Source organism: Paenibacillus aceris (assembly GCF_017874035.1).
Lineage (GTDB): Bacteria > Bacillota > Bacilli > Paenibacillales > NBRC-103111 > Paenibacillus_E > Paenibacillus_E aceris.
In genome coordinates, this window is the sequence record NZ_JAGGKV010000027.1 from 64511 (window position 1) to 85301 (window position 20791).

The following is a 20791-nucleotide window of genomic DNA, read 5'->3' on the forward strand; positions in this document are numbered from 1 at the left end:
ATGAAACGAAAAGCCATCGTACAACAATTACCTAAGAAGAGGCCGTTTAGAAGAAAGAGCATGTATACGAAAAGAAGAAGACGAATAACGCCATCGATGCCTTGGATACTCATGGCGCAGAAGGCAGGCCGCAGATATGCAGTGGATCATCCGCTTCCGGAAGAGGAGCAGCCTATCCGCTATATCAATTTTCTGTGGTATTACTTCTACTTGGGAGAAGGGCGCAGAATTCCGGATGCCTTATATGAAAGATGCTCGGAAGCTTATCTTGCAGGTTACTGCGCACAAGCGGGCATCGATAAACCCGATGGGGTACTGGTTCCAACACTGAAGAGTCTCTCGGCAGTCGTCACAGTCTTTAATGAAGGATCTACGATTGCAAGCGTCCTTGAGCAGCTGCAGCGTCTTCCTATGAAGGAAATCATTATCGTTGTCAATGGATCAACGGATAATAGCTTCTCAATTTCCAGACAATGCCCGCTTGCGACGGTTGTTCATTATCCGGATTCCGTCGGTCATGACGTGGGACGGTCGATTGGGGCCAGATTAGTTACAGCAGACATGGTGCTGTTTATCGATGGGGATATCCCGGTTAAAGCGGTACAACTGGCTCCGTTTATTCGAGCTATTGACCGGGGGGCGGACGTAGCCCTTAACGATATGACTCCCTTCATCGGTCAGTTCGCATATCGCGACAGCGTAACGATGATGAAACAGTTCTTGAACGCCATTCAAGGCAGACCGGATTTAAAAACGAATTCCATGACAGCCATTCCTCACATGCTCTCCCGAAAAGCGATTGAACAAATAGGGGCAGCCAATTTGGCAGTACCTCCTAAAGCCCAGTCACTGGCTATACAGCTTGAACTTAAGATATGTGCACCTGCCAGCATCGATGTAATTTCTAGCAATAAGGTGACCAAATTGAATACGGGAGCATCCAATCCGGTCTCGAGTCTCATCCTTGGCGACCATTTGGAGGCCATGCATATGTTACTCAGCAGCTACAGCAGTCGGCTTCAGTATAAGGATGCAATCCGGAAGCGTTCCGCACTTGGGGAGGGATTCCATTGAATGCAACCAGTATCATTATTCCAACTTTTAATGAAAAAGCATTGCTGATGGATTGCATCTATTCCATTCGACTTCACACGCAAACTCCGTATGAAATTATTGTTGTCGATAATGGATCTACCGACGGTACTCTCGATTTTTTGATCCAGGAACGGGTCCCTTTCGTTTCATTTCATGACAACAAAGGATTTCCGGTAGCTTGCAATACGGGTATGAAATTGGCTAAGGGCAGCACCATTCTATTATTGAATAATGACGTGCTGTTGACGCCGAATTGGTTGGTAAATATGCTGGATTGCCTTTATCACAGCCCGGATGTCGGCATTGTGGGGCCGATGACCAACTATGCTAGCGGCAGGCAGAAAATTATAGAGCCTTATACAACGCTCGAAGAGATGACGGTTAACTATAATGAACAAAAAAAAGGAACCTATACCGAGGTGCAGCGTCTTATCGGTTTTTGCTTCTTATTTAAAAGAGAAGTGATGGATCGTATCGGTTTATTAGATGAACGATTCAGCCCCGGACATTTCGAGGATGACGATTATTGTTACCGGGCAAGGCATGCAGGATTCAAGCTGATGATGGCGGAGGATACTTTTATTTTCCATCATGGCAGCGCCAGCTTCGGCAAAAAGAGCAAGCAGCAGTTTAAGGCGATTGTGCAGCGCTCGCGAGATCTTTTTATTGAGAAATGGGGCGTGGATCCACATCAATTTATATAAGCAGTCTTAATGAAAGGGTGGGCGTTGCGATGAAGGGAGTTATTCTTGCAGGTGGAACGGGAACTCGTCTCCGGCCATTGACCCAAATGATTAACAAACACCTGCTTCCCGTCGGCAAATATCCGATGATTTATTATGCAATAGAGAAATTGAGAGAAGCGGGAATCAGCGATATCCTGCTCGTAACGGGAAAGCAGTCAGCAGCTCTTTATATCGATTTTTTGGGCAGCGGCAAGAATTGGGGAGTCAAGATTACCTACAAAATCCAGGAGGAGGCCGGCGGGATTGCCGAGGCTCTGGAGCTTGCTGAAAGCATCGTGCACCCAGGTGAGAAGCTGATCGTCTTACTAGGCGATAATTTATTTGAATCTTCTTTGACTGCTTATGTAAAAGAGTTCGACATGCAGCCGGACGGTGCAAAAGTGTTTCTGAAAGCAGTCGATGATCCAAGGCGCTATGGAGTTCCGGTTATGGACGGCGAATTGATTAAACGAATTGATGAGAAGCCTGAAAATCCGCAATCCTCCTATTGTGTAACAGGTATCTATATGTATGATTCTTCCGTGTTCGGTCTGATCAAAGGGATCGAGCCATCCGCACGCGGTGAGATGGAGATAACAGACGTAAACAATTTGTATGCGGCAAAAGGGAAACTGACCTATCACATATTAGACGGTTGGTGGATTGATGCCGGGACGTTTCCTTCCTGGTATGAAGCAACCGAAAAGCTGCGAGAATACCCGAAAATAAACACAGGTGATGGGCAGTGACAGTGAAGGCGTATGATTATGTCATTATCGGAGCCGGCGTTATCGGACTCACCATAGCGCGTGAGCTTAAGCTGAGAGAGCCTGGGGCTACCGTATGCATTCTGGAAAAAGAAGAGGATGTCGCAGCGCATGCGAGTGGCCGTAACAGCGGTGTGCTGCATGCCGGTTTCTATTATACGGCAAACAGTCTAAAAGCCAAGTTTACCAAAGAAGGTAATCAGGCGATGAGGGCTTACTGTAAGAAGAATGGGCTTAGCCTAAATGAATGCGGAAAACTGGTTGTTGCGAAGGATGAGTCCGAGCTAGCCGGACTCGAAGAGCTGAAGCGGAGAGCCGACATCAATGGGGTTGAACTGAAGTGGATCGATGAGGCGGATGTTCATGTCATTGATCCTAATGCCAAGACGCATCGTAAAGCGCTCTTTTCTCCTACAACGGCATCGGTGGATCCCCTCGAGGTCTGCCAGATGCTCAAGTATGACAATATGGCTCGCGGTGTATCGTTTTATTTTCAGACCCAATATAAGAAGCATAAAGGGGATCTTGTTTTTACAAGCAAGAATACCTTTAAATTTAAATATTTAATCAATGCGGCCGGTCTCTATGCAGATAGCATTGCCCATGATTTTGGATTTGGATTGAACTATACCATCATTCCGTTTAAGGGCATTTACTTGAAATATACGAAAAATAAAACGGATGTGCGAACGAATATTTATCCGGTTCCCAATTTGGGCAACCCTTTTCTTGGCGTGCACTATACCAAAACTGTAGACGGCAGCATTAAGATTGGCCCTACTGCGATTCCAGCTTTCTGGCGCGAAAACTATTCGGGCTTCCGGGGGTTCCGCTGGAAGGAATTTTTGCAAATCGTAGGCTATGAGGCTAAATTGTTTCTCACGAATTCCTTTCATTTCAGACGATTGGTATTCGAGGAAATGCGAAAATATATAAGATCCTATTTCATCGGTTTAGGTATGAGTATGGTTTGGAATATCGACCCGGACGGCTTCGGACACTACTTGCGTCCAGGGATTCGTGCGCAGCTGTTAAACAAAGAAACGTTGGAACTAGTGCAAGACTTCGTTATAGAAGGCGATCATCATTCCATGCATGTGCTTAACGCTGTGTCTCCGGCTTTCACATGTTCCATGCCGTTTGCTGCTTATGTGGTCGATCAAATCACACATTTACGAGGAGGCTCACAGGCATGAAAGTGGTTTCGACGAAACTGCCCGGGGTGCTGCTGTTAGAACCGAAAGCGCATGGCGATCATCGTGGCTTCTTCATGGAAAGCTACAATCGAGAGCAGCTGGCGCAGCTGGGTATTCACTGCGAGTTCGTTCAAGATAATCACTCCTTATCCGTAGAGGCGGGTATACTGCGTGGCCTTCACTATCAGTTGGCGCCAAAAGCGCAGACGAAGCTAGTTCGAGTCTTATCTGGCGCTGTCTATGACGTCGTTGTAGACATTCGAAAGAGCTCGCCAACGTATGGCGAGTGGATTGGCGTCATCTTGAGTGCTGAGAACAAGCGTCAAATTTTGGTGCCTCAGGGTTTTGCGCACGGTGTATGCACACTCGTTCCTCATACACAACTCATGTACAAAGTCGATCAATACTACTCCCCGGAACATGATCGGGGCATTCAGTGGAACGATCCGCAGCTTGCTATTGATTGGCCGATGTCGGATCCCATTCTGTCAGCTAAGGATCGTCAACATCCGCCCCTTCAGCAAGCGGACAATAACTTTAATTAAATACGCTAAGGAGGAACATTATGAAGACAATCTTGGTAACGGGAGCCGGGGGATATATCGGAAGTGTACTGGTCCCCAAGCTGCTGGATAAAGGCTACAAAGTAAAAGCGGTAGACCGTTTCTTCTTTGGCATCGATAAGCTCCCGGATCATCCGAATCTTGTTCTCATCAAAGAAGATTCCCGTCGTCTAAAGGAAGAGGTCTTCGCCGATGTAGAGGCGGTCATCGATTTGGTGGCCATCTCCAATGACCCCAGCGGAGAGCTGTTTCAGGAAGCGACTTATCAAATTAATCATATCTCCCGTGTCAGCACGGCACATAAAGCCAAGAAACTGGGAGTAAAACGTTACATTCTTCCTTCCTCTTGCAGCCTATACGGCTTTCAGCCGCCAGAGGTTATCGTCAATGAAACATCCCCCACCAATCCGCTTACAACCTATGCCAAAGCAAACGAAATGGCGGAGCATGGCGTCCTTCCGTTAGCAGATGATTCCTTTACGGTTGTTGTCATTCGGCAGGCTACCGTATATGGTCATTCCCCCCGTATCCGCTTCGATCTGGCCATTAACGGCATGGCGCTTGGCGCGTGGCAAAACGGCAGCATTCCATTAATGAGAGACGGTTCTCAATGGAGACCTTTCGTCCATGTCCAAGATACGACAGACGTCATGTGCCTGCTGCTCGAAGCCGCCCCAGATGTTATTAACGGACAAATCTATAACGTTGGCTCTGATCGTAATAACTACCAGCTTGGTCAATTGGCTGAAGAGGTTGCTAGCAGCATCCCCAAGCAAGTCAGTATTGACTGGTACGGCGCACCCGACCACCGTTCTTATCGTGTCAGCTTTGACAAAATTGAAAAGGATTTGCAATGGACAGGAAAGTGGACGGCTGCCCAAGGAGCGCTTGAAATTTACAATGCGCTGGAAGCGGGCGAAGTGACGGATATGGCTCAAACGATTACATTAAATTGGTACAGCGAGCTGATGAAGTGGCATCGGATTATTGAAGATGTCAAATTGTATGGAGGCATCATGGAGCTCAAGGGATGGAATGAGTGATGCGAAGAATCGCGCTGCTAGGCGCTAATGGTCAGTTAGGTTCAGATATCCGCAGTCAATTCGCAGGAAATAATCACTATGAGATTATCGCCGTTACACGCGATCAATTGAATGTGGAGGATACGGAATCAATTATTCCTTTCTTGGAGAAGTTAGGTCCGTTTCACATACTAATCAATTGCACGGCCTTTCACAATACGGAACAATGCGAAACAGAGCCGTTAAAAGCACTGATGGTTAATGCTGTTGCGGTATTGCGGATGGCCACCTTTTGCAAGCAGTACGGCATCACCCTGATTCATTTCAGCACAGATTATGTATTTGACGGGGTCAAAGGTACGCCTTATACCGAAGAGGACGAACCTCATCCGCTTAATGTGTACGGGAATTCCAAAGCATCAGGCGAGAAAGTTATCGCGGACTATCTGGATCACTATTTTATATTTCGTGTTTCCTCCTTATATGGAATTGCAGGATCTAGCGGTAAAGGAGGAAATTTCATTGAAACCATGCTTCGTCTTGTTAAGCAGGGGAAACCGGTTTCTGTTGTTAACGATGTTGTCATGTCACCCACCCATACGTTAGATGTGGCTAGAGCTATTAAATTCTTTATCGATGAAAATGTGTCAGAATACGGCATTTATCATTGCTCAGGAGAGGGTGCGTGCAGTTGGTATGAGCTGGCTACCCAGGCATTTTCCTTATGCGAGCTAACGTACGAAGCGACGCCTGTGCCATCCAGCCAATATCCGTCCGTGTGTCAAAGACCTGCCTACAGTGTTCTGGATAATGGAAAGATGAACCGCATTTATCCAATGCCAGAGTGGAAAAGTTCATTGCGAGAATACCTTCAACTTAAGGGATACACAGGAGATCAGGGGTGATCAAGGATGAAGGCCATAAGAGAACGAAAGAAGCTGCGGCCCAGCACGGCCCGGCCGACTCCGATGAATCAGGACTGGGAAGCCGGCCGACGAGTTGGGTACTCGAAGGGATGGTCGTATGGGTATCATATGGGACGCTGTCAAAGAGTCGTCCGGGATATACCGCAAGAGAGCGGTATTCTGTGGGATCTGAAGATCATGTACGTGAGGGCCGATGGAGCTCCTTATGTTTCTCTAGATGGAGGCATTGCGGATGGCCTGCGGAAGCTGGTACGCGAGGTTATCGTGGTAAATCCTGAAGACAATTTTGTTAGAATTGCCGAGGAAACCCGACCAGATTTCGTTCTAATGCTATTTACGCTTGCGCCCTCATTCCCGGTCGATAAAGTGCAGGAACTCCGTTCTTTGGGCATCCGCACGGCAATATGGCTGTCCGATGACCCTTATCATACGGATCACACGATAAAGATTGTACCCAATTATGATTTCATATTTACTCTGGAGAGCAGTTGTGTAGATTTGTATAAGTCACTAGGCTGCAATCATGTTTACTATCTTCCGTTCGGCATTAATCCTGATAGCACCATGATTGAGCACGTGCCTACTTCATATCGCAAAGATATTTGTTTTATAGGCACCGCGTTCTGGAATCGGGTACACTTTATCGATGAAATTGCAGATTATCTCAAAGATAAAGATATCATGATTAATGGATTTTGGTGGGATCGCCTTCGATCCTATGATAAACTGGCATCCAAAATTCAAGGCTACTGGTTAGATCCTAAAGAAACCGCCAAGCATTATCATGCCTCGAAAATCGTGATAAATCTGCATCGATCCATCGATGATGAGTCTCATAACAGCAACAGTAGACGCATTCCTGCTTATTCACCTAATCCTCGAGTTATTGACATTGCAGCTTGCGGCACGCTTCAGCTAACGGATGTACGCCAAGAATTATCAAGTTTATATACGCCTGGTGAAGAATTGGATACATTTAGCTCCCCGCAGGAGCTGGTAGCGAAGATCGAATATTACTTGAATCATGAAGAGGAGCGGCAGCGTATCGCCTTAAAGGGCTTATCTCGTACACTTCAAGAACATACCTACCGGGGCCGCTTACATCAAATGTTAACGATTATGAATGGCGAATCCGCTATTTCGAAGAGGTGAGTACATTGAAAGGAAGACGAAGCGATTGGAATCGGGGACACGCGGATGGTTATGGCAGCGGATGGCAGCATGGTTATCATTTGGGCCGATGTGAAGCCATTATGGGGCGAATTCCGGAGATCGGCTCTCGAAGAGCTATCAAAGTCATGTATGTATCTTCTGGCAACTGGTCTTACCGCCCTATGGATCAGGGCATTCTAGCTGAATTAGAGGCACTTTGTGCGGAAGTGCTGACGCTTGCCCCTTATGATGATGTTTTGGATGCAGCTAGATCCTTTCGACCTGATCTCCTATTATCGCTGAACTCTGTTGAACTTCTCAAGGTTCAAGTCGTGGATGAAGTAAGGGCAATGGGTATTAAGACAGCTGTGTGGTTCGCTGACGATCCTTACTACACCGATGTCACCATCGATATAGCCAAACATTACGATGTTGTGTTTACACTAGAACAAAGCTGTGTGCCCTTATATCAGGAGGCGGGCTGCAGTGAAGTCTATCATTTGCCATTTGGCGTTAATCGCTCAATCTATCACCCAATGCCTGTTAGTGCCGAATACCGGGTTGATATTTGTTTTATCGGGGTTGCCTTCTGGAACCGTGTTGCCTTCTTTGAACAAATTGCTCATGAGCTTGCCGGCAAGAAGTTGTTAATCGCCGGCTATTGGTGGGATCGGTTACGCAATTATGCTTTGTTGGAGAGCAAAATCAAAACAGGAGTATGGATGTCGCCTGAAAATAGCGCGAGTTACTACAATGGTGCTAAAATCGTGATCAATTTGCACCGGTCAATTGACGATTCTACCAATCAAAATACCCGTTTAATCCCAGCGCACTCGATCAATCCCCGCTCGTTTGAAATTAGCGCCTGCGGCCAACTGCAGCTGACAGATGGTCGTGCGAACTTAGGCACGATGTATACGCCTGGGCAGGAGATTGCAACTTATGATTCTCCGCAGGATCTTATGTCCAAAATCAATTATTACCTTCACCACGAAGAAGAACGCAGGCAAATCGCATTGCAAGGACTTCAAAGAACGATGCGTGACCATACGTACCGCAATCGGATCGTGCACATGTTGGATCTTATTTTTCATTGAACAGATTGTTAAGGCAGGTGATACGATGTTACCCCTTCAAAAGAAACAGCGTGATGCGAAGCGTAAAGGTTATATGATCTCTTTCTCATCAGGCAACTCAAAAGGCAGCCGTAAACGAAAATTCCGGTCAGCTGCTGCGAAAAAACTCCGGAAGCGTTCCAAGTCGAAGCGGTTGAAAGTTGTATACGTACGACCGCCCGTAACGCAATCGCTCCAAGAAGGGCTGCCAACTTATAACAGCGGCTTTGATCATGGCTATGATAAGGGCTTCGGTAAAGGTTTCCTGGATGGTAAACATGCAGGCGGCGATGCCTTCGTTGATAAATGTCTGCCAGATTATCAGATACTGCCGGAAGTGTCTATCGAACAAATCATTGCTGTCGGGGTCGAGCATCTGCGCCCGCAAATCCTTCATCTGGTTACAGCACAGGACTTAGGCGAAAGAATTATTGCCGCATTAAATAACCGCACTCCTTTTTCCCTAGTTCGATTGGGCGATGGGGAGCTGTTGACCTTGGCGCAAGAGACGGTTATGTCCATCGAGCAAATTAAAGAAGATGGGCCTTTTCTTCCGTATGCAGGCGTCGAAGTACCCGATTTGGAAGTGAAGGGTGAGCTGCTGGCAGCGGTGCGCGGAGCGACTATAGTAGGAATCCCGAAGCTGCGCGTACGAAACTTTCAACCGCTCGCGTTTGCTGTTTTTAAACTTGAAAATATCGACTATCATCAACTTACATTAACGGATTCATTAGTCAATTATTATATCTATCAGACGGGGTATTTGTCCCGTATTACACAAGGCCGCCGGGTTTTACTTGTAGGCAACCTTGCACCGCAGCTCGGGGATGTGCTTCGCCAACATCATGTTGAAATTGTAGGCGAAATTTCACCGGTTCATGGTGTAAAGGACATCCCAAGGATTAAGTCAGCTATCGAACAGCATGAATTTGATATCGCGCTCGTGTCCGCAGGCATTTCAGCGGTTATTATCTCAGAGTGGATTGCATCGGCTTTGGGCAAAGTCGCTATTGATTTCGGTCATTTGGCGGATGCTATTGTCAAAGGGGAGGCGCCTTACAGGTGAGAAGAATAGAAAGACGGTCGTTCACGGCAAGGAGATCTAAGCGAAGCAAAAAATTTAATCAATTGTACCGCATGGGCTACAACCTGGGTTATGACAACGCTCATGACTATGGTTATCAAAACGGTTGGGAAGCTGGTGTTGTCAGCTATTCTCAGCCTTTTGGAGGCACTAGCATTATCATTGTCACGACGAATGATCAGCGGGTTCATCTTCAGAACTGCATAGACAGTATTTATGCTTATACACCAGAGCCTTTCGAAATCATTATTATTGATAATGCTTCAACCGACGATACCGCCGCCTACTTGAAGTCATTGAAGGGGAAGGTTCGCTATCGCGTGTTTAAATCGAACCTCGGCTTCGCCGGCGGAACGAATCAAGGGCTCAGGTTGGCGCGAGGTGATACGCTACTCTTCCTCAATAACGACACGATCGTAACGAAGAATTGGCTGACCAATATGCTGACTTGTCTGCATAGCAGCGAGAAGATCGGCCTTGTCGGGCCTGTTACCAATTACATCAGCGGCGAGCAGTTGATTGAGACACATTACACCTCTACGGAGGAGATGCACCGCTTCGCAAAGGCGTTTAATAAGTCTGACCCTGGAAAGTGGGTGCCTGCAGGGAGGTTAACAGGCTTCTGCGTGCTCATGCGGCGTAATGTGTTCGAGCGTCTCAGTTATTTGGATGAAGGCTTCGAAATCGGCAACTGCGAGGATGATGATTTCGGGTTCAGAGCACGGATGATGGGACTTGAACTCGTCGTGGCCAAAGACACTTTTATTCACCATGTCGGCAGTGTTTCCATTAAGGCGCTGGGGGATCAATTCGAGAAAGTGTATAGCAAAAACCTCGACTTTTACTCGCGCAAGTGGGGTGACTCGCATAGCTTACTTCATGAGGTTCAACAGAAGTTGGGCGGAAGCACGGCCTCTATGAATGACTTCTATCCGAGCCATACGATCGTTCGAGGTGTGTTGCCGCAGTTGTACTGGGTTGAAAATGGCATCCGGCATCCGATCGAAGGGGGGATGTCGCTTCTTGCAAGCCGTATCTCTCAGGTTGACTTGCGGAGTTGGCGCATCGGTCCCCCGATCTCTTCACAGGCTGTGGAGGAGAAGTTGGCTCATCTGGCTCAAGTCGTGAAGACAGAAGGACCGTTTCCGGACGGCTTGCTTGTCAGAACTTCCGAAAACATCGTCTATCAAGTCAAAGGCGATAAGCTGCACCGCTTTATCAATGATTGGGCGATGTTGTTTTGGCATTTGAAGGAGCGGCATCAAGTAACGATCGACGGGCAATCTTTGGAGCAATATGCACAAGGAATGCCTATTATTGCGCCAGCCTCAATTGTAGCGAATAACGTATAAAGGAGTTAGGTACGATGAGCGTTAAAAGAACTGCACGCCGAAAGCGTGCTGGATCACCGCGGAAGGGCAAATCGCTGAGTTCCAAACGCAAAATAAGAACCAAAGTAAAACCGAAAAAAATAATTGTAAAAAAACGGCTTAGAAAGATCGTCAAGAAACGGAGATCCACTTTGTCGCTGATTCGAAGCGGAGGATATAATCAAGGCTTTGACAAAGGATACGATACAGGCTACTCGGATGGCTTCAACAAAGGATTCGAGGATGGATTTGAGCATATGTATTCAGCCTCTTAATGAAGAGTAAGAAACCTCTCTTTCGTGATGTCGTGATGCGGCTATTACGAAAAGACGAGGTTTCTTTCTAATACTTTTGCTTCGCATCTACCTTGACAAACGCGCTCGTCCTAAAAGGACGACGAATTCGTTTATCCTTGGTACTTGTATAGTCCTTGATGGTGAAGGGTCATCCAAGCGTGCAGCTCGGCGATCATCCGAGGGTAATCAGAAACGGCATAAGTGAAATCAGTCCGAGTGGTGAGAAGGCTTTTATCCGAGACATATTGGTCATTTCTGCAAATAGTCACGTCATCTTTAGCAAACTGCATTTGCAGCATCTGCAGCAGCTCATATTTGGAAAGCTTAGGTTGACCTGCCAAGTGGACAAGTCCGTGAATCGCCGGATGCCGGAGGCACCAGTGAATTGCTTTGGCAAGCTCCAAAGTTGTCACGCCATTCCAGAATACTTGGCCATAGCCGGGGATCTCACCTTTTTGCTGCATGAACCAATGGAACAGTCCGATCCCATTTTCTTTTAATTCTGGGCCGATAATCGAGGTGCGGATCGTTAAGATGTTCGGACCTGTTACCTCGCCCAAGCTTTTGGTTTTGGCATATATCGTCGCACCGTCGGCAGTATCGGATTCGGTATAATTCCCCCGCAGACCTGAGAATACGCAGTCTGTACTAATATGAATAAGCCTGAAGAAGTAAAGCTCTGCCCATTGTGCCAGTAAATGCGGAAACAAACTGTTTACTTCTATCGCCTCAGCCTGATGCAGCCTAGCCTCCTCATTGAGAAGGCCAACAGCATTAATCACGACATCAGGTTTGATATAGTCAAGCAGTTCCTGCACACGCCCCGTATCCCGGATATCCAACGCTAAGGAATGGGGATCTCCCTGGAGTGCGGTTCGTGCGGTATCCCAGACTTCAACATGAGGTTGAGCGCTGAAATATTGTTTTACGATGTGCCCTGCCATGCCACGGCCCCCGATGATGAGCAGCTTCATGGAAGGAAACCTCCTTGTTCAAGCATTTCTTGAACTTCGTTTGTGTTCATGAGCAGGTCATTCGAAGCATACTGTGTAATCATCGTTTTAGGCAGATGGTTATAGTGGCTATAGAGATCAGGGTCAGCATTAGAAGGAAGAATGACGAAGTACTTATCGCTATACTGATAGGTATAGGGGGTTTCATGCTCGGAGATCAGCACTTCATGAAGCTTCTCACCAGGACGGATGCCGACCTCTCTGACATGAAGCGTCTTGGTAGATAAGCGGTCGAGGAGAACATCGGTGATGTCGGTAATCCGGCAGGCGTTCATTTTCATGACAAAGGTTTCTCCTCCAATAGCGGCACGTGCGGCACTTAACAGCAGGTCAATGGCTTCCGACAGAGTTAGGAAAAAGCGAGTCATTTCTTTATCTGTGAGAGGGAGATCTTCTCCTTGCAGAATGCGGTTCTTGAAAAAAGGGACAACACTTCCGTTGGTGCCGAGCACATTCCCGCCTCGAATACAGACAAACCGGGTTGAGGTGTCGAGGCTGTTGGCCCGAATCATCAGTTTCTCACCGAGTGCCTTGGTCATTCCATAAAAATTTATTGGATTCACAGCTTTGTCTGTGGAAACATCGATAACTTTTTTGACTTGATTTCGTATGCTGGCCCGAATGACATTTTCAGTTCCTTTGACATTGGTCTTGAGTGCTTCATCCGGCTGGTCCTCACAGACAGGAACATGCTTGAGGGCAGCTAAATGGAATAAGTAATCTACGTTTTTGCAAGCTGCATCGAGCGCTTCCAGATCCCGGACGTCGCCAATAATAAATTTAAGCTTTGGGTTAAATTGAAATTCGCGCTGCATCCGTACTTGCGTGAATTCGTTACGGGAGAAGATCCGTATTTCCCTTGGTTGTTCCAACAGCAGCTTTCGAACAAGCTCCTGTCCCCATGACCCGGTACCTCCGGTCACGAGAAGCGTTTGATTAGTGAACATAGCTTTGTCCTCCCAGCACAATATTGACAACCTTCGAAGAAACATGAGGGTCCAGATAGCCTTCCGGATAATCCCATGTAAGATGGGAATTCAGCATTAACTTAACACAAGCATGAATGCGTTCAGGTACAAGCCCGGAAAGGAGGTTGCTTCCACAAATTAAAGTTTCCGGTCTTTCCGTGCTCTGCCGAATCGTGACAGCAGGGACACCGAGAATGCAGCTTTCCTCTTGAACCGTTCCACTGTCTGTAATGACACAGGCCGCATGCATTTGCAGTTTCAGAAAGTCGAAAAATCCAAAAGGAGGGAGAAATTGAATGAGAGGATTATAGCCGGTTATCCCCGATTTGATCAGCCGGTCTTGCGTCCTTGGATGCGTACTGCAAATGATAGGCACCTGAAGGTCGTCTGCCAATAGATTCAAACCTTGGACAATTTGCTGCAGGCGGGAAGCATCGTCCACATTTTCCGCACGGTGTGCCGTCACAAGAAGATAGCCTTTATCCTGCAGTCCCAAGTCTGTAAGAATGGTGCTCCTGTTCGCATGCTCTTTATAGTGCTGCATAACTTCATAAATCGGATTGCCTGTCATCCAAATTCGCTGCGGAGGGACTCCGTCTCGGAGCAAATTCTCCCTAGCACCAGGCGTGTAAGGCATATTGCAGGTAGAGATTGCATCAATGGCTTTACGGTTGATTTCCTCAGGCACACGCGTATCGTAACAACGATTCCCGGCTTCCATGTGATAAACAGGAATGCCGTGACGTTCGCCAATAATGGCTGTTAGTGCACTATTCGTATCTCCCAGCACGAGCATTCGATCCGGCTTCTCTTGGATCAGCACCTTCTCGACCTGGGTGAACATTTGGGCAATCTGCTCACCAACGGTTTGTGCTTGAAGCTGGATGTGAACATCCGGTTTTCGAATTCCCATTTGGTCAAAAAATACGTCGCTTAACGAACGGTCATAATTTTGTCCGGAATGTACGAGAATATGTGAATCGGCAAGGAGATCGAGTTTGGATATCACTAAACTTAACCGGATAATTTCCGGACGTGTACCTAGAACGGTCATGATTTTCATATCGAATGCCTCCTTATTATGTGAAGTTCCGTTATAGATTCCGATAATAATTTAATGTATCCAAGATGGATTGCTGCCATGGAATTATTGGCTCCCAGCCGGAAGCATCTTTCAGCTTCGCAGCATCCCCAAGCACAACGCTGGCTTCCTGACGGCGCAGTAAATGTTCCTGAATCGATACTTCAAACGGAACAGAGGCATATTGCTCTAGCAAACTAACAATGGCGCGGATCGTATAAGCTGTTCCGCTGCATACATTATAGATTTCACCAGGTGAACCCGCTGCTACTTGCAAAAGCGAGAAATAAGCGGCGACGGCATCGCGCACATCCAGAAAATCCCGCTGCACGTCCATGTTTCCGATAACGAGTTTGGGAGGGATGAGGCCTTTTTCCATCCTAGCTACTTGTTTGGCAAGCTGCGCGCAAACGCCTGCTGCAGGTCCGGGACCGATCAGATTAAACGTCCTTGCGACAACGGTGGGAATCGAATAAACGCGTCCATACATTTGCATGAGAGAGGACATCAGCTGCTTGCTCCATGCATAAGGACTTACAGGCTGAAGCTGCGATGATTCGGTTAAAGGCTCATCTTGAAGCTTATATTCATAGGCCGTACCGACAGCCAAACAGGCACGGAGGTGCTTATCCGGACAAGTTCTTACGGCTTCCAGGATATTCAGTGTTCCCCAGGCATTCGCATGGATGACTTCAGCAGGGCTGGCATACGAAATGTTCACATCGTTTACTCCTGCAAGATGGATGATGTAGGTAACCTTATGATCTTGCAGAAGCTGTTTGACGAAGGAAACTTGCGTCAAATCGCCTGAGACGTACTGCAGATGTGCGTGTTGAAGGGGGCAGCTGGTGCTTCGTCCAATCCCCAGAACGTTCATATTTTGAGCAAATAAAAAGGCGGCCATATGCTGTCCGACGAATCCGTTTATGCCCGTTAACAGAACGAGTGGAGATTCCGTCATCAGGATTCACCGGGAAGCAATAAGGCTTTAATTTTGCTGTACTCTTCATTCGCAAGGGTATAATCGGAAGGACACCCGATATCAAGCCAAAAATCATTATTTTCGAAATGCCGAACCTTTTCGTTAGCCGCTAAAACGGCATGTATCAAATCAGGAATGTCAAAGAACTCATTGGTTGGGATATAATCGGTGATTTCTGGATTCATCATGTAAATGCCCATACTTACGCAAGCGGTATGAGTTGGTTTCTCGACGATGTTAGTCACGTAGTCTTCCTTCGTTTCGAGAACGCCAAGCTGGATTGGAATTCCTTTTTTTTGGGAGGCAATGGTAAGCAAACTGCCTCCTTGGATGTGAAAATCTCTAAACTTAGCGAAGTCTAGTGTTGTGAGAACATCGCAATTAATAAGCAAGAAAGGTCCTGACATCCGCCGGAGACACTTTAATGGACCAATCGTGCCTAAGGGTTCACGTTCGACATGATAAGAAATGTCGACGCCTCTAGAGCTTCCATCCCCGAAATAAGTTTGAATCAGTCCGGATAAATAGCCGCATGCCATGGTAATCGTGGTAAAGCCATAATTACGAAGCTGTTTTACAATAATCTCTAGAATGGGCTGCTCTCCGACGGGTAATAATCCTTTCGGCAGTACTTTTGTATAGGGAGCCATACGCATCCCTTTTCCTCCCGTCATTATGACAACTTCCACAGAATCATCCCCTTATACTACATATTCATCTGGACGATAAAGCTCTGGATGGCTTTTTATCCAGTCGATCGTTCGGGCTAAGCCTTGCTCCAGGGTGACGGTTGGTTTCCAACCGATCAGCGAAGCTGCTTTACTGCTATCGGAGAAGAGGCGGTCGACCTCGCTTTTCTCCGGACGTACACGCTCGTCTGCTACACGTACAGGGAGCTCTCGTCCAATTATCTGTTTGACTTTGTCCGCTAACTCGCCGACTGATATTTCTGTTCCTGATCCCGCATTAATGACCTGTCCGATGGCTTCATCATGAACGGCTGCGCATACAAAAGCACGGGCAGTATCTTCTACGAAGGTAAGGTCCCGGGATGACGTTAAGTTACCGAGCACAATCTCGGATTGGTGAAGTGCTTGATTAATGATCGTAGGTATTACAGCTCTCATGGATTGACGAGGACCGTAGGAATTGAAAGGGCGAACCGTTACGGCCGGCAGTGCGTAAGAACAGCAAAAACTTTCGATAATTTTATCCGCACCGATTTTACTGGCCGAATAAGGAGATTGGCCTTGCAGTGGATGAGTCTCATCCATTGGTACATATCGGGCGCTGCCGTAAACTTCGCTTGTGGATGTATGAACGAGTCTGGATGTGCCTAATTCCAATGCCGCTTGTGCGACATGCAAGGTGCCGAGCACATTCGTTTGCACAACATCATTGGGATGGAGATAGGAATAAGGAATGGCGATTAATGCGCCAAGGTGAAAAATGGTGTCGTTCCCTTTGACAGCACGATATACGGCATGGGGATCGCGCAAATCTCCTTTAATAACTTCAATCTCTTTTTGAATGTTAGTAGGAAGCGTATCGATAAAGCCACGTGAATTACTGGAATTATATCGAATAAAGGCTCGCACTTTGGCCCCCTCAAGAACAAGCTGATGAACGAGATGACTGCCGATAAAGCCCGCGGCACCTGTTACCAATGCATGTTTACCTCTCATCATGAACGGTTTCACTCCTTTTCAACATATAGTAACAAATTATTCGCAGTTGAAAGTTTTGTAGTGGACTCAATCCCATTTTATCCAATAAATGGGTATGTAAAAAAGTTTCGATTCGTACGCTAAACTGCGAGTAATTATCTCTATATAGACGTATAACTCGAACTAAGCCAGGCCAGGAACATTTAGCAGACCATAGCAATAACATATTGAAGATCTTCTATGTACAAGGAGGATGAATCTAGCAATTAGGTAAGGGAGGAGAAAACCGTGAGTCAGGATCCGCTTGTTTCGATTGTTATTCCTTTCTATAACTGCGCTTATGTTCATCAAGCGATAGAGAGTGCGCTTAAACAAAGCTATCCCCATATTGAGGTCATTGTTGTGAATGACGGTTCTTCCAAACATCTGGACAAAATCAATCCCTACTTGGGAAGAATCGTCTATTTGGCCAAAAGGAACGGAGGGACGGGCAGTGCCCTAAATGCGGGAATTAGGCGGGCTTCCGGAAAGTATTTCAGCTGGCTTAGCTCCGACGATCTCTATGAACCTGATAAAGTAGCGAGACAGGTAGCTTTCATGCAGGAGCATGGGGTTTCGGTTAGCTACGGCGCTTATTATCATATCGATTCAAATAACTGCAGGGTAATGGGAGGAAAGGCAGGAATCACTTATCCGGAGAGGGGGCAATTTATTAAAACGATGCTCAGAGGATGTTTTATTAATGGCTGTACCGTGATGCTGAACATGGATGTATGGAATGAAGTCGGTTTATTCAACGAAAGTCTGAAATACACCCAGGATTATGACATGTGGATGCGGCTCCTGCATAAATATGACTTTTATTACTTGGATGAACCGCTTGTGTTGTACCGTGTGCATCCCGAAATGGGGAGTCAGAAATATGCCTCGTCCATCACGAAAGAAATTCATCAAGTACAATATAACTACAGAAAATCCTTAGAGGCGCTGATTCGCAAATAAAAAAACACCCAAGGTTCATGAGGTATCTTTGAAAATGCCATTATGGCGGGGGGTGGTTTTTCTCAACATGATAGCATTTCGGGGAACTACAGGCCGCTATTTTGCCAAAAAGGTCCCTTTGCGTGAGGGAGCGGGAACTAGGGTCCGCTATTTCGCCATTTTGACACCTATTTGGACAATAGAATGGAGGTGGAATAAGAGCCTGTAGTTCCCCCAAACCCACAAAATTTCGCTATTTACATAAATAAGGGAATGGAGTTCCCCTATTTATGGCAGGGCAGACAAGGACCTAGCCGCAGGCTAGGTTTTTCTCATTAGTAGATAAGAAAGTATAAGTTTTATACTTTTGCTTCGCATCTACCTTGACAAACGCGCTCGTCCTAATAGGACGACGAAGTCGTTTATCCTTGAGGATAGGGGATGAGGGTATGAGCTATCAAATAATCGAGAATACAGGCAGCTGATTCCCGTAGGGGCAGTTGATTCGAGGAAATGGTGATTTCCGGTTGAATAGGCGGTTCATAAGGGGATGTAATGCCAGTGAAATCAGGAATAATACCGGACCTTGCCTTTACATAAAGCCCCTTCGGATCTCGCTGTTCACACACATGTAAGGGGCAATCTACATAAACCTCGATAAAATCATTGGAGACGAATAAAGATCTCGCCAATTCCCGGTCCGCCCGGTAAGGGGAAATCAGCGCTACCAGCGTGATCACACCTGCATCGACCATGAGTTTAGCAACCTCTGCGGTCCGGCGAATGTTTTCACTTCGATCTTCAGCGGAAAATCCAAGATTTCGATTGATACCGTGCCGCAGGTTGTCTCCATCTAAGACATAAGCACGGACACCGTGTTGATAAAGGATGCCTTCGACTTCATAGGCCAACGATGATTTCCCGGAGCCCGATAAGCCAGTGAGCCACAGTACACAGCTTTTGTGGCCATTCATGAGCTGACGGTTCATCTGCGTTATTATGGATGGCTGCCACTGAATGTGTTTGTTAGTCATTACGCACCTCCTTTCATCCAAAGTGTCTTATATTCTTTTACCAGTGATTGCATGAAGGGCATCCTCAAACTTATCCAGACTTCGCTTCCATGTCCATTTCGCGGCTTCCTCTTCCCCTGCGGCTGCAAGCTTTTTTCGCAATGCCGGGTTCTCGATTAATTGACGGATATTAGCGGATAAATTGTTTTCATACCGATACGAAAGCAGACAGTTATCGCCGTTGCGGCAATAATCCATATTCCCGCCGGCATAGGTAGTAACAAGGGCAGCCCCGCACCTCATGGCTTCTAAACCGGGTATTTGAGCTGTATCATACGTGGATGAGCTAACAAAAATATGCGCTTCACTATAGTGCCGGCTCATGGCTTTATCGTCCACAGGTTGCAGGAAACGAAAATCGTATTGTTTTTTTAGGGATTGCAGATAAGGAGAAGTCGAATATTCATAAGGCGGGGTGAAGATATTGATTGACACATCAGGGTATTGCTCTTTGATAAGTTGGAGGTGGTAGAGCAAATAATCCTGCTCCCGATGCCAAACATGTCCCCATTCAGGCCTTCTTAATATGGCGGATATGTGCAGTCTGCTCTGGCGATCGCGGACATGTTCATTGCGAAAGGAAGGACTGATACCTACCGGTACGATATGCCCCATAACGCCGTGGTTTAGAGCAATTAATTGCTGCTGCCAAGCAGACAGAACGAGAAGATGTCTCGTTAAATGATAAGTACGGAAAGTAATATCATTATTGGGGAGAAAAGAAGGCTCATAGCAGAGGCTTAGCCGGATATGCACGCCCTTCCCTTGCTCACTGGCAACTTGCGAACCGGAGACGATGGTGTAGTAGTTTGAAATAATGAAGTCGCTTTGGGGGAATTCATCTACGTCGATGTAATCAAGCTGGCGAGTACGGATGATTCTTGCTTTCATGGCGTATTCGATAATTCCGCAGCGCGGCATTAGAATCGTTACGTCATGCCCTCTTTCTACTAAACCATTGACGAGTTCGGCGAGCATTCGCTGAGCGCCTCCCATAGACAACGTAATAATAGGGAATGTAAATTTCATCGCTCTATCTCCCTCCTATACAATCGGATGTGAGATATCTTATGAGTAAGGTCGTTAGTCGGAGTGGACGCTTGTTCTAATATGGAAAGTTTACGCAAAAAAGACCTAGCCGCGGCCAGGTCTATTGTTTATTACGGGGCAAGTGCAATGCCGCTGAAAGCGACCGGGCCTACGACAGTTGCAGCTGTTAAGAGACCAGACGTTACTTCGGCGATTAAACGATAATCGTGGCTGCCCGCTGGCGGGTTAATATCCACTGTATTAAAAGAAATATTGCCTTGCTCAAGTAATGCCAAAGTTCTTGAAGTTATTGTGAAGATCGGTTGTGTGTCTCTGATGATACGAAATGTCACATCCGGAAATCCGAGCGTAGCCGCATAGCCAACAGTGACATCAAGAAACACACTCGTATTAGCTGGGTACGTAAGACCAAAATCGGCTAATACAATGCTTCCTGGCGCTGCTGGAATCGGTCTGTTAATCGATCCTGTTGCGTTAGAAGGAACACTTTGAAAAGCATCAACGACTTGTTTGACCATGGTGAATCCCCCCTCTCCTCATAACATGCACCATCAAGGAATTTCTATGATGCTGCTCTTAATCTATGAAGCAAATTGATAGATTGACTGTACAAATAACATATTTTTACAAATATAGATAGAAACATAGAGAGACTCTCATTCCTA

22 protein-coding genes are annotated in these 20791 nt (G+C 46.6%); 13 read left to right on the top strand and 9 right to left on the bottom strand.

Translation table 11 applies throughout. From position 1 onward, the window contains the following. Genes J2Z65_RS30390 through J2Z65_RS30445 form a run of 12 tightly spaced genes read left to right on the top strand, consistent with a single transcriptional unit; the run spans position 1 to position 11290 of the window. Entirely contained in the window at positions 1-1074 is a 1074-nt protein-coding gene (locus tag J2Z65_RS30390; RefSeq protein ID WP_240160064.1) for a glycosyltransferase family 2 protein, read from the top strand. Beyond that, complete coding sequence (locus tag J2Z65_RS30395; RefSeq protein ID WP_167068101.1) at positions 1071-1799, top strand: glycosyltransferase family 2 protein; 729 nt, start codon at positions 1071-1073, stop codon at positions 1797-1799. The genes J2Z65_RS30390 and J2Z65_RS30395 overlap by 4 nt, the downstream gene beginning before the upstream one ends. 29 nt (positions 1800-1828) lie before the next feature. Further along, positions 1829-2569 (top strand): sugar phosphate nucleotidyltransferase, encoded by a 741-nt coding sequence (locus tag J2Z65_RS30400; RefSeq protein ID WP_167068104.1) that lies wholly within the window; start codon positions 1829-1831, stop codon positions 2567-2569. Beyond that, positions 2566-3783, top strand: a complete 1218-nt coding sequence (lhgO, locus tag J2Z65_RS30405; RefSeq protein ID WP_205301092.1) for an L-2-hydroxyglutarate oxidase — start codon at positions 2566-2568, stop codon at positions 3781-3783. Before J2Z65_RS30400 ends, lhgO begins: the two co-directional genes overlap by 4 nt. Continuing rightward, complete coding sequence (gene rfbC / locus J2Z65_RS30410; protein WP_167068107.1) at positions 3780-4328, top strand: dTDP-4-dehydrorhamnose 3,5-epimerase; 549 nt, start codon at positions 3780-3782, stop codon at positions 4326-4328. The genes lhgO and rfbC overlap by 4 nt, the downstream gene beginning before the upstream one ends. Positions 4329-4348: 20 nt before the next feature. Beyond that, on the top strand, positions 4349-5389 hold the full coding sequence (locus J2Z65_RS30415) for an NAD-dependent epimerase/dehydratase family protein (protein WP_167068110.1): 1041 nt from the start codon (positions 4349-4351) through the stop codon (positions 5387-5389). Next, on the top strand, positions 5389-6273 hold the full coding sequence (gene rfbD / locus J2Z65_RS30420; RefSeq protein ID WP_240160070.1) for a dTDP-4-dehydrorhamnose reductase: 885 nt from the start codon (positions 5389-5391) through the stop codon (positions 6271-6273). The genes J2Z65_RS30415 and rfbD overlap by 1 nt, the downstream gene beginning before the upstream one ends. A 6-nt stretch (positions 6274-6279) precedes the next feature. Further along, positions 6280-7446 (top strand): CgeB family protein, encoded by a 1167-nt coding sequence (locus tag J2Z65_RS30425; protein WP_240160065.1) that lies wholly within the window; start codon positions 6280-6282, stop codon positions 7444-7446. A gap of 5 nt (positions 7447-7451) precedes the next feature. Then, positions 7452-8543, top strand: a complete 1092-nt coding sequence (locus J2Z65_RS30430) for a CgeB family protein (RefSeq protein ID WP_240160066.1) — start codon at positions 7452-7454, stop codon at positions 8541-8543. A gap of 25 nt (positions 8544-8568) precedes the next feature. After that, on the top strand, positions 8569-9627 hold the full coding sequence (locus J2Z65_RS30435; RefSeq protein WP_240160067.1) for a GT-D fold domain-containing protein: 1059 nt from the start codon (positions 8569-8571) through the stop codon (positions 9625-9627). Next, positions 9624-10997: a glycosyltransferase gene (locus J2Z65_RS30440; protein WP_167068116.1), complete on the top strand. Its 1374-nt coding sequence runs from the start codon at positions 9624-9626 to the stop codon at positions 10995-10997. Before J2Z65_RS30435 ends, J2Z65_RS30440 begins: the two co-directional genes overlap by 4 nt. Before the next feature lie 14 nt (positions 10998-11011). After that, positions 11012-11290, top strand: a complete 279-nt coding sequence (locus J2Z65_RS30445; RefSeq protein ID WP_167068118.1) for a hypothetical protein — start codon at positions 11012-11014, stop codon at positions 11288-11290. A gap of 131 nt (positions 11291-11421) precedes the next feature. Here the strand turns inward: J2Z65_RS30445 and J2Z65_RS30450 are convergent, their stop codons facing one another. Genes J2Z65_RS30450 through J2Z65_RS30475 form a run of 6 tightly spaced genes read right to left on the bottom strand, consistent with a single transcriptional unit; the run spans position 11422 to position 17043 of the window. Then, positions 11422-12285: a dTDP-4-dehydrorhamnose reductase family protein gene (locus J2Z65_RS30450; protein ID WP_167068121.1), complete on the bottom strand. Its 864-nt coding sequence runs from the start codon at positions 12283-12285 to the stop codon at positions 11422-11424. Next, on the bottom strand, positions 12282-13271 hold the full coding sequence (locus J2Z65_RS30455) for a polysaccharide biosynthesis protein (RefSeq protein WP_167068124.1): 990 nt from the start codon (positions 13269-13271) through the stop codon (positions 12282-12284). The genes J2Z65_RS30450 and J2Z65_RS30455 overlap by 4 nt, the downstream gene beginning before the upstream one ends. Then, positions 13261-14355, bottom strand: a complete 1095-nt coding sequence (wecB, locus tag J2Z65_RS30460; RefSeq protein WP_167068127.1) for a non-hydrolyzing UDP-N-acetylglucosamine 2-epimerase — start codon at positions 14353-14355, stop codon at positions 13261-13263. The genes J2Z65_RS30455 and wecB overlap by 11 nt, the downstream gene beginning before the upstream one ends. Positions 14356-14386: 31 nt before the next feature. Next, the gene (locus J2Z65_RS30465; RefSeq protein ID WP_167068130.1) at positions 14387-15334 is read right to left on the bottom strand and encodes a GDP-mannose 4,6-dehydratase; all 948 of its coding nucleotides are present in this window, start codon (positions 15332-15334) and stop codon (positions 14387-14389) included. After that, positions 15334-16044, bottom strand: coding sequence for a sugar phosphate nucleotidyltransferase (locus J2Z65_RS30470; RefSeq protein WP_167068132.1), 711 nt, complete (start codon positions 16042-16044; stop codon positions 15334-15336). The genes J2Z65_RS30465 and J2Z65_RS30470 overlap by 1 nt, the downstream gene beginning before the upstream one ends. A gap of 12 nt (positions 16045-16056) precedes the next feature. Next, positions 16057-17043 carry an SDR family NAD(P)-dependent oxidoreductase gene (locus tag J2Z65_RS30475; protein WP_167068134.1) on the bottom strand — a complete coding sequence of 329 codons (987 nt, stop codon included), beginning with the start codon at positions 17041-17043 and terminating at the stop codon, positions 16057-16059. 267 nt (positions 17044-17310) lie between these two features. Between J2Z65_RS30475 and J2Z65_RS30480 the strand changes: the two genes are divergently transcribed. Continuing rightward, positions 17311-18024: a glycosyltransferase gene (locus tag J2Z65_RS30480; RefSeq protein WP_167068136.1), complete on the top strand. Its 714-nt coding sequence runs from the start codon at positions 17311-17313 to the stop codon at positions 18022-18024. A gap of 401 nt (positions 18025-18425) precedes the next feature. On the opposite strand, the gene cysC is transcribed toward J2Z65_RS30480, so the two are convergent. The 3 genes from cysC to J2Z65_RS30495 form a co-directional block, all read right to left on the bottom strand. Next, positions 18426-19037: an adenylyl-sulfate kinase gene (cysC, locus tag J2Z65_RS30485; RefSeq protein WP_167068138.1), complete on the bottom strand. Its 612-nt coding sequence runs from the start codon at positions 19035-19037 to the stop codon at positions 18426-18428. Positions 19038-19064: 27 nt separating this feature from the next. Next, positions 19065-20105: a glycosyltransferase family 4 protein gene (locus J2Z65_RS30490; protein WP_167068140.1), complete on the bottom strand. Its 1041-nt coding sequence runs from the start codon at positions 20103-20105 to the stop codon at positions 19065-19067. A 131-nt stretch (positions 20106-20236) separates the two neighbouring features. Next, positions 20237-20644: a hypothetical protein gene (locus J2Z65_RS30495; protein ID WP_167068142.1), complete on the bottom strand. Its 408-nt coding sequence runs from the start codon at positions 20642-20644 to the stop codon at positions 20237-20239. Between the last annotated feature and the right edge of the window lie 147 nt (positions 20645-20791).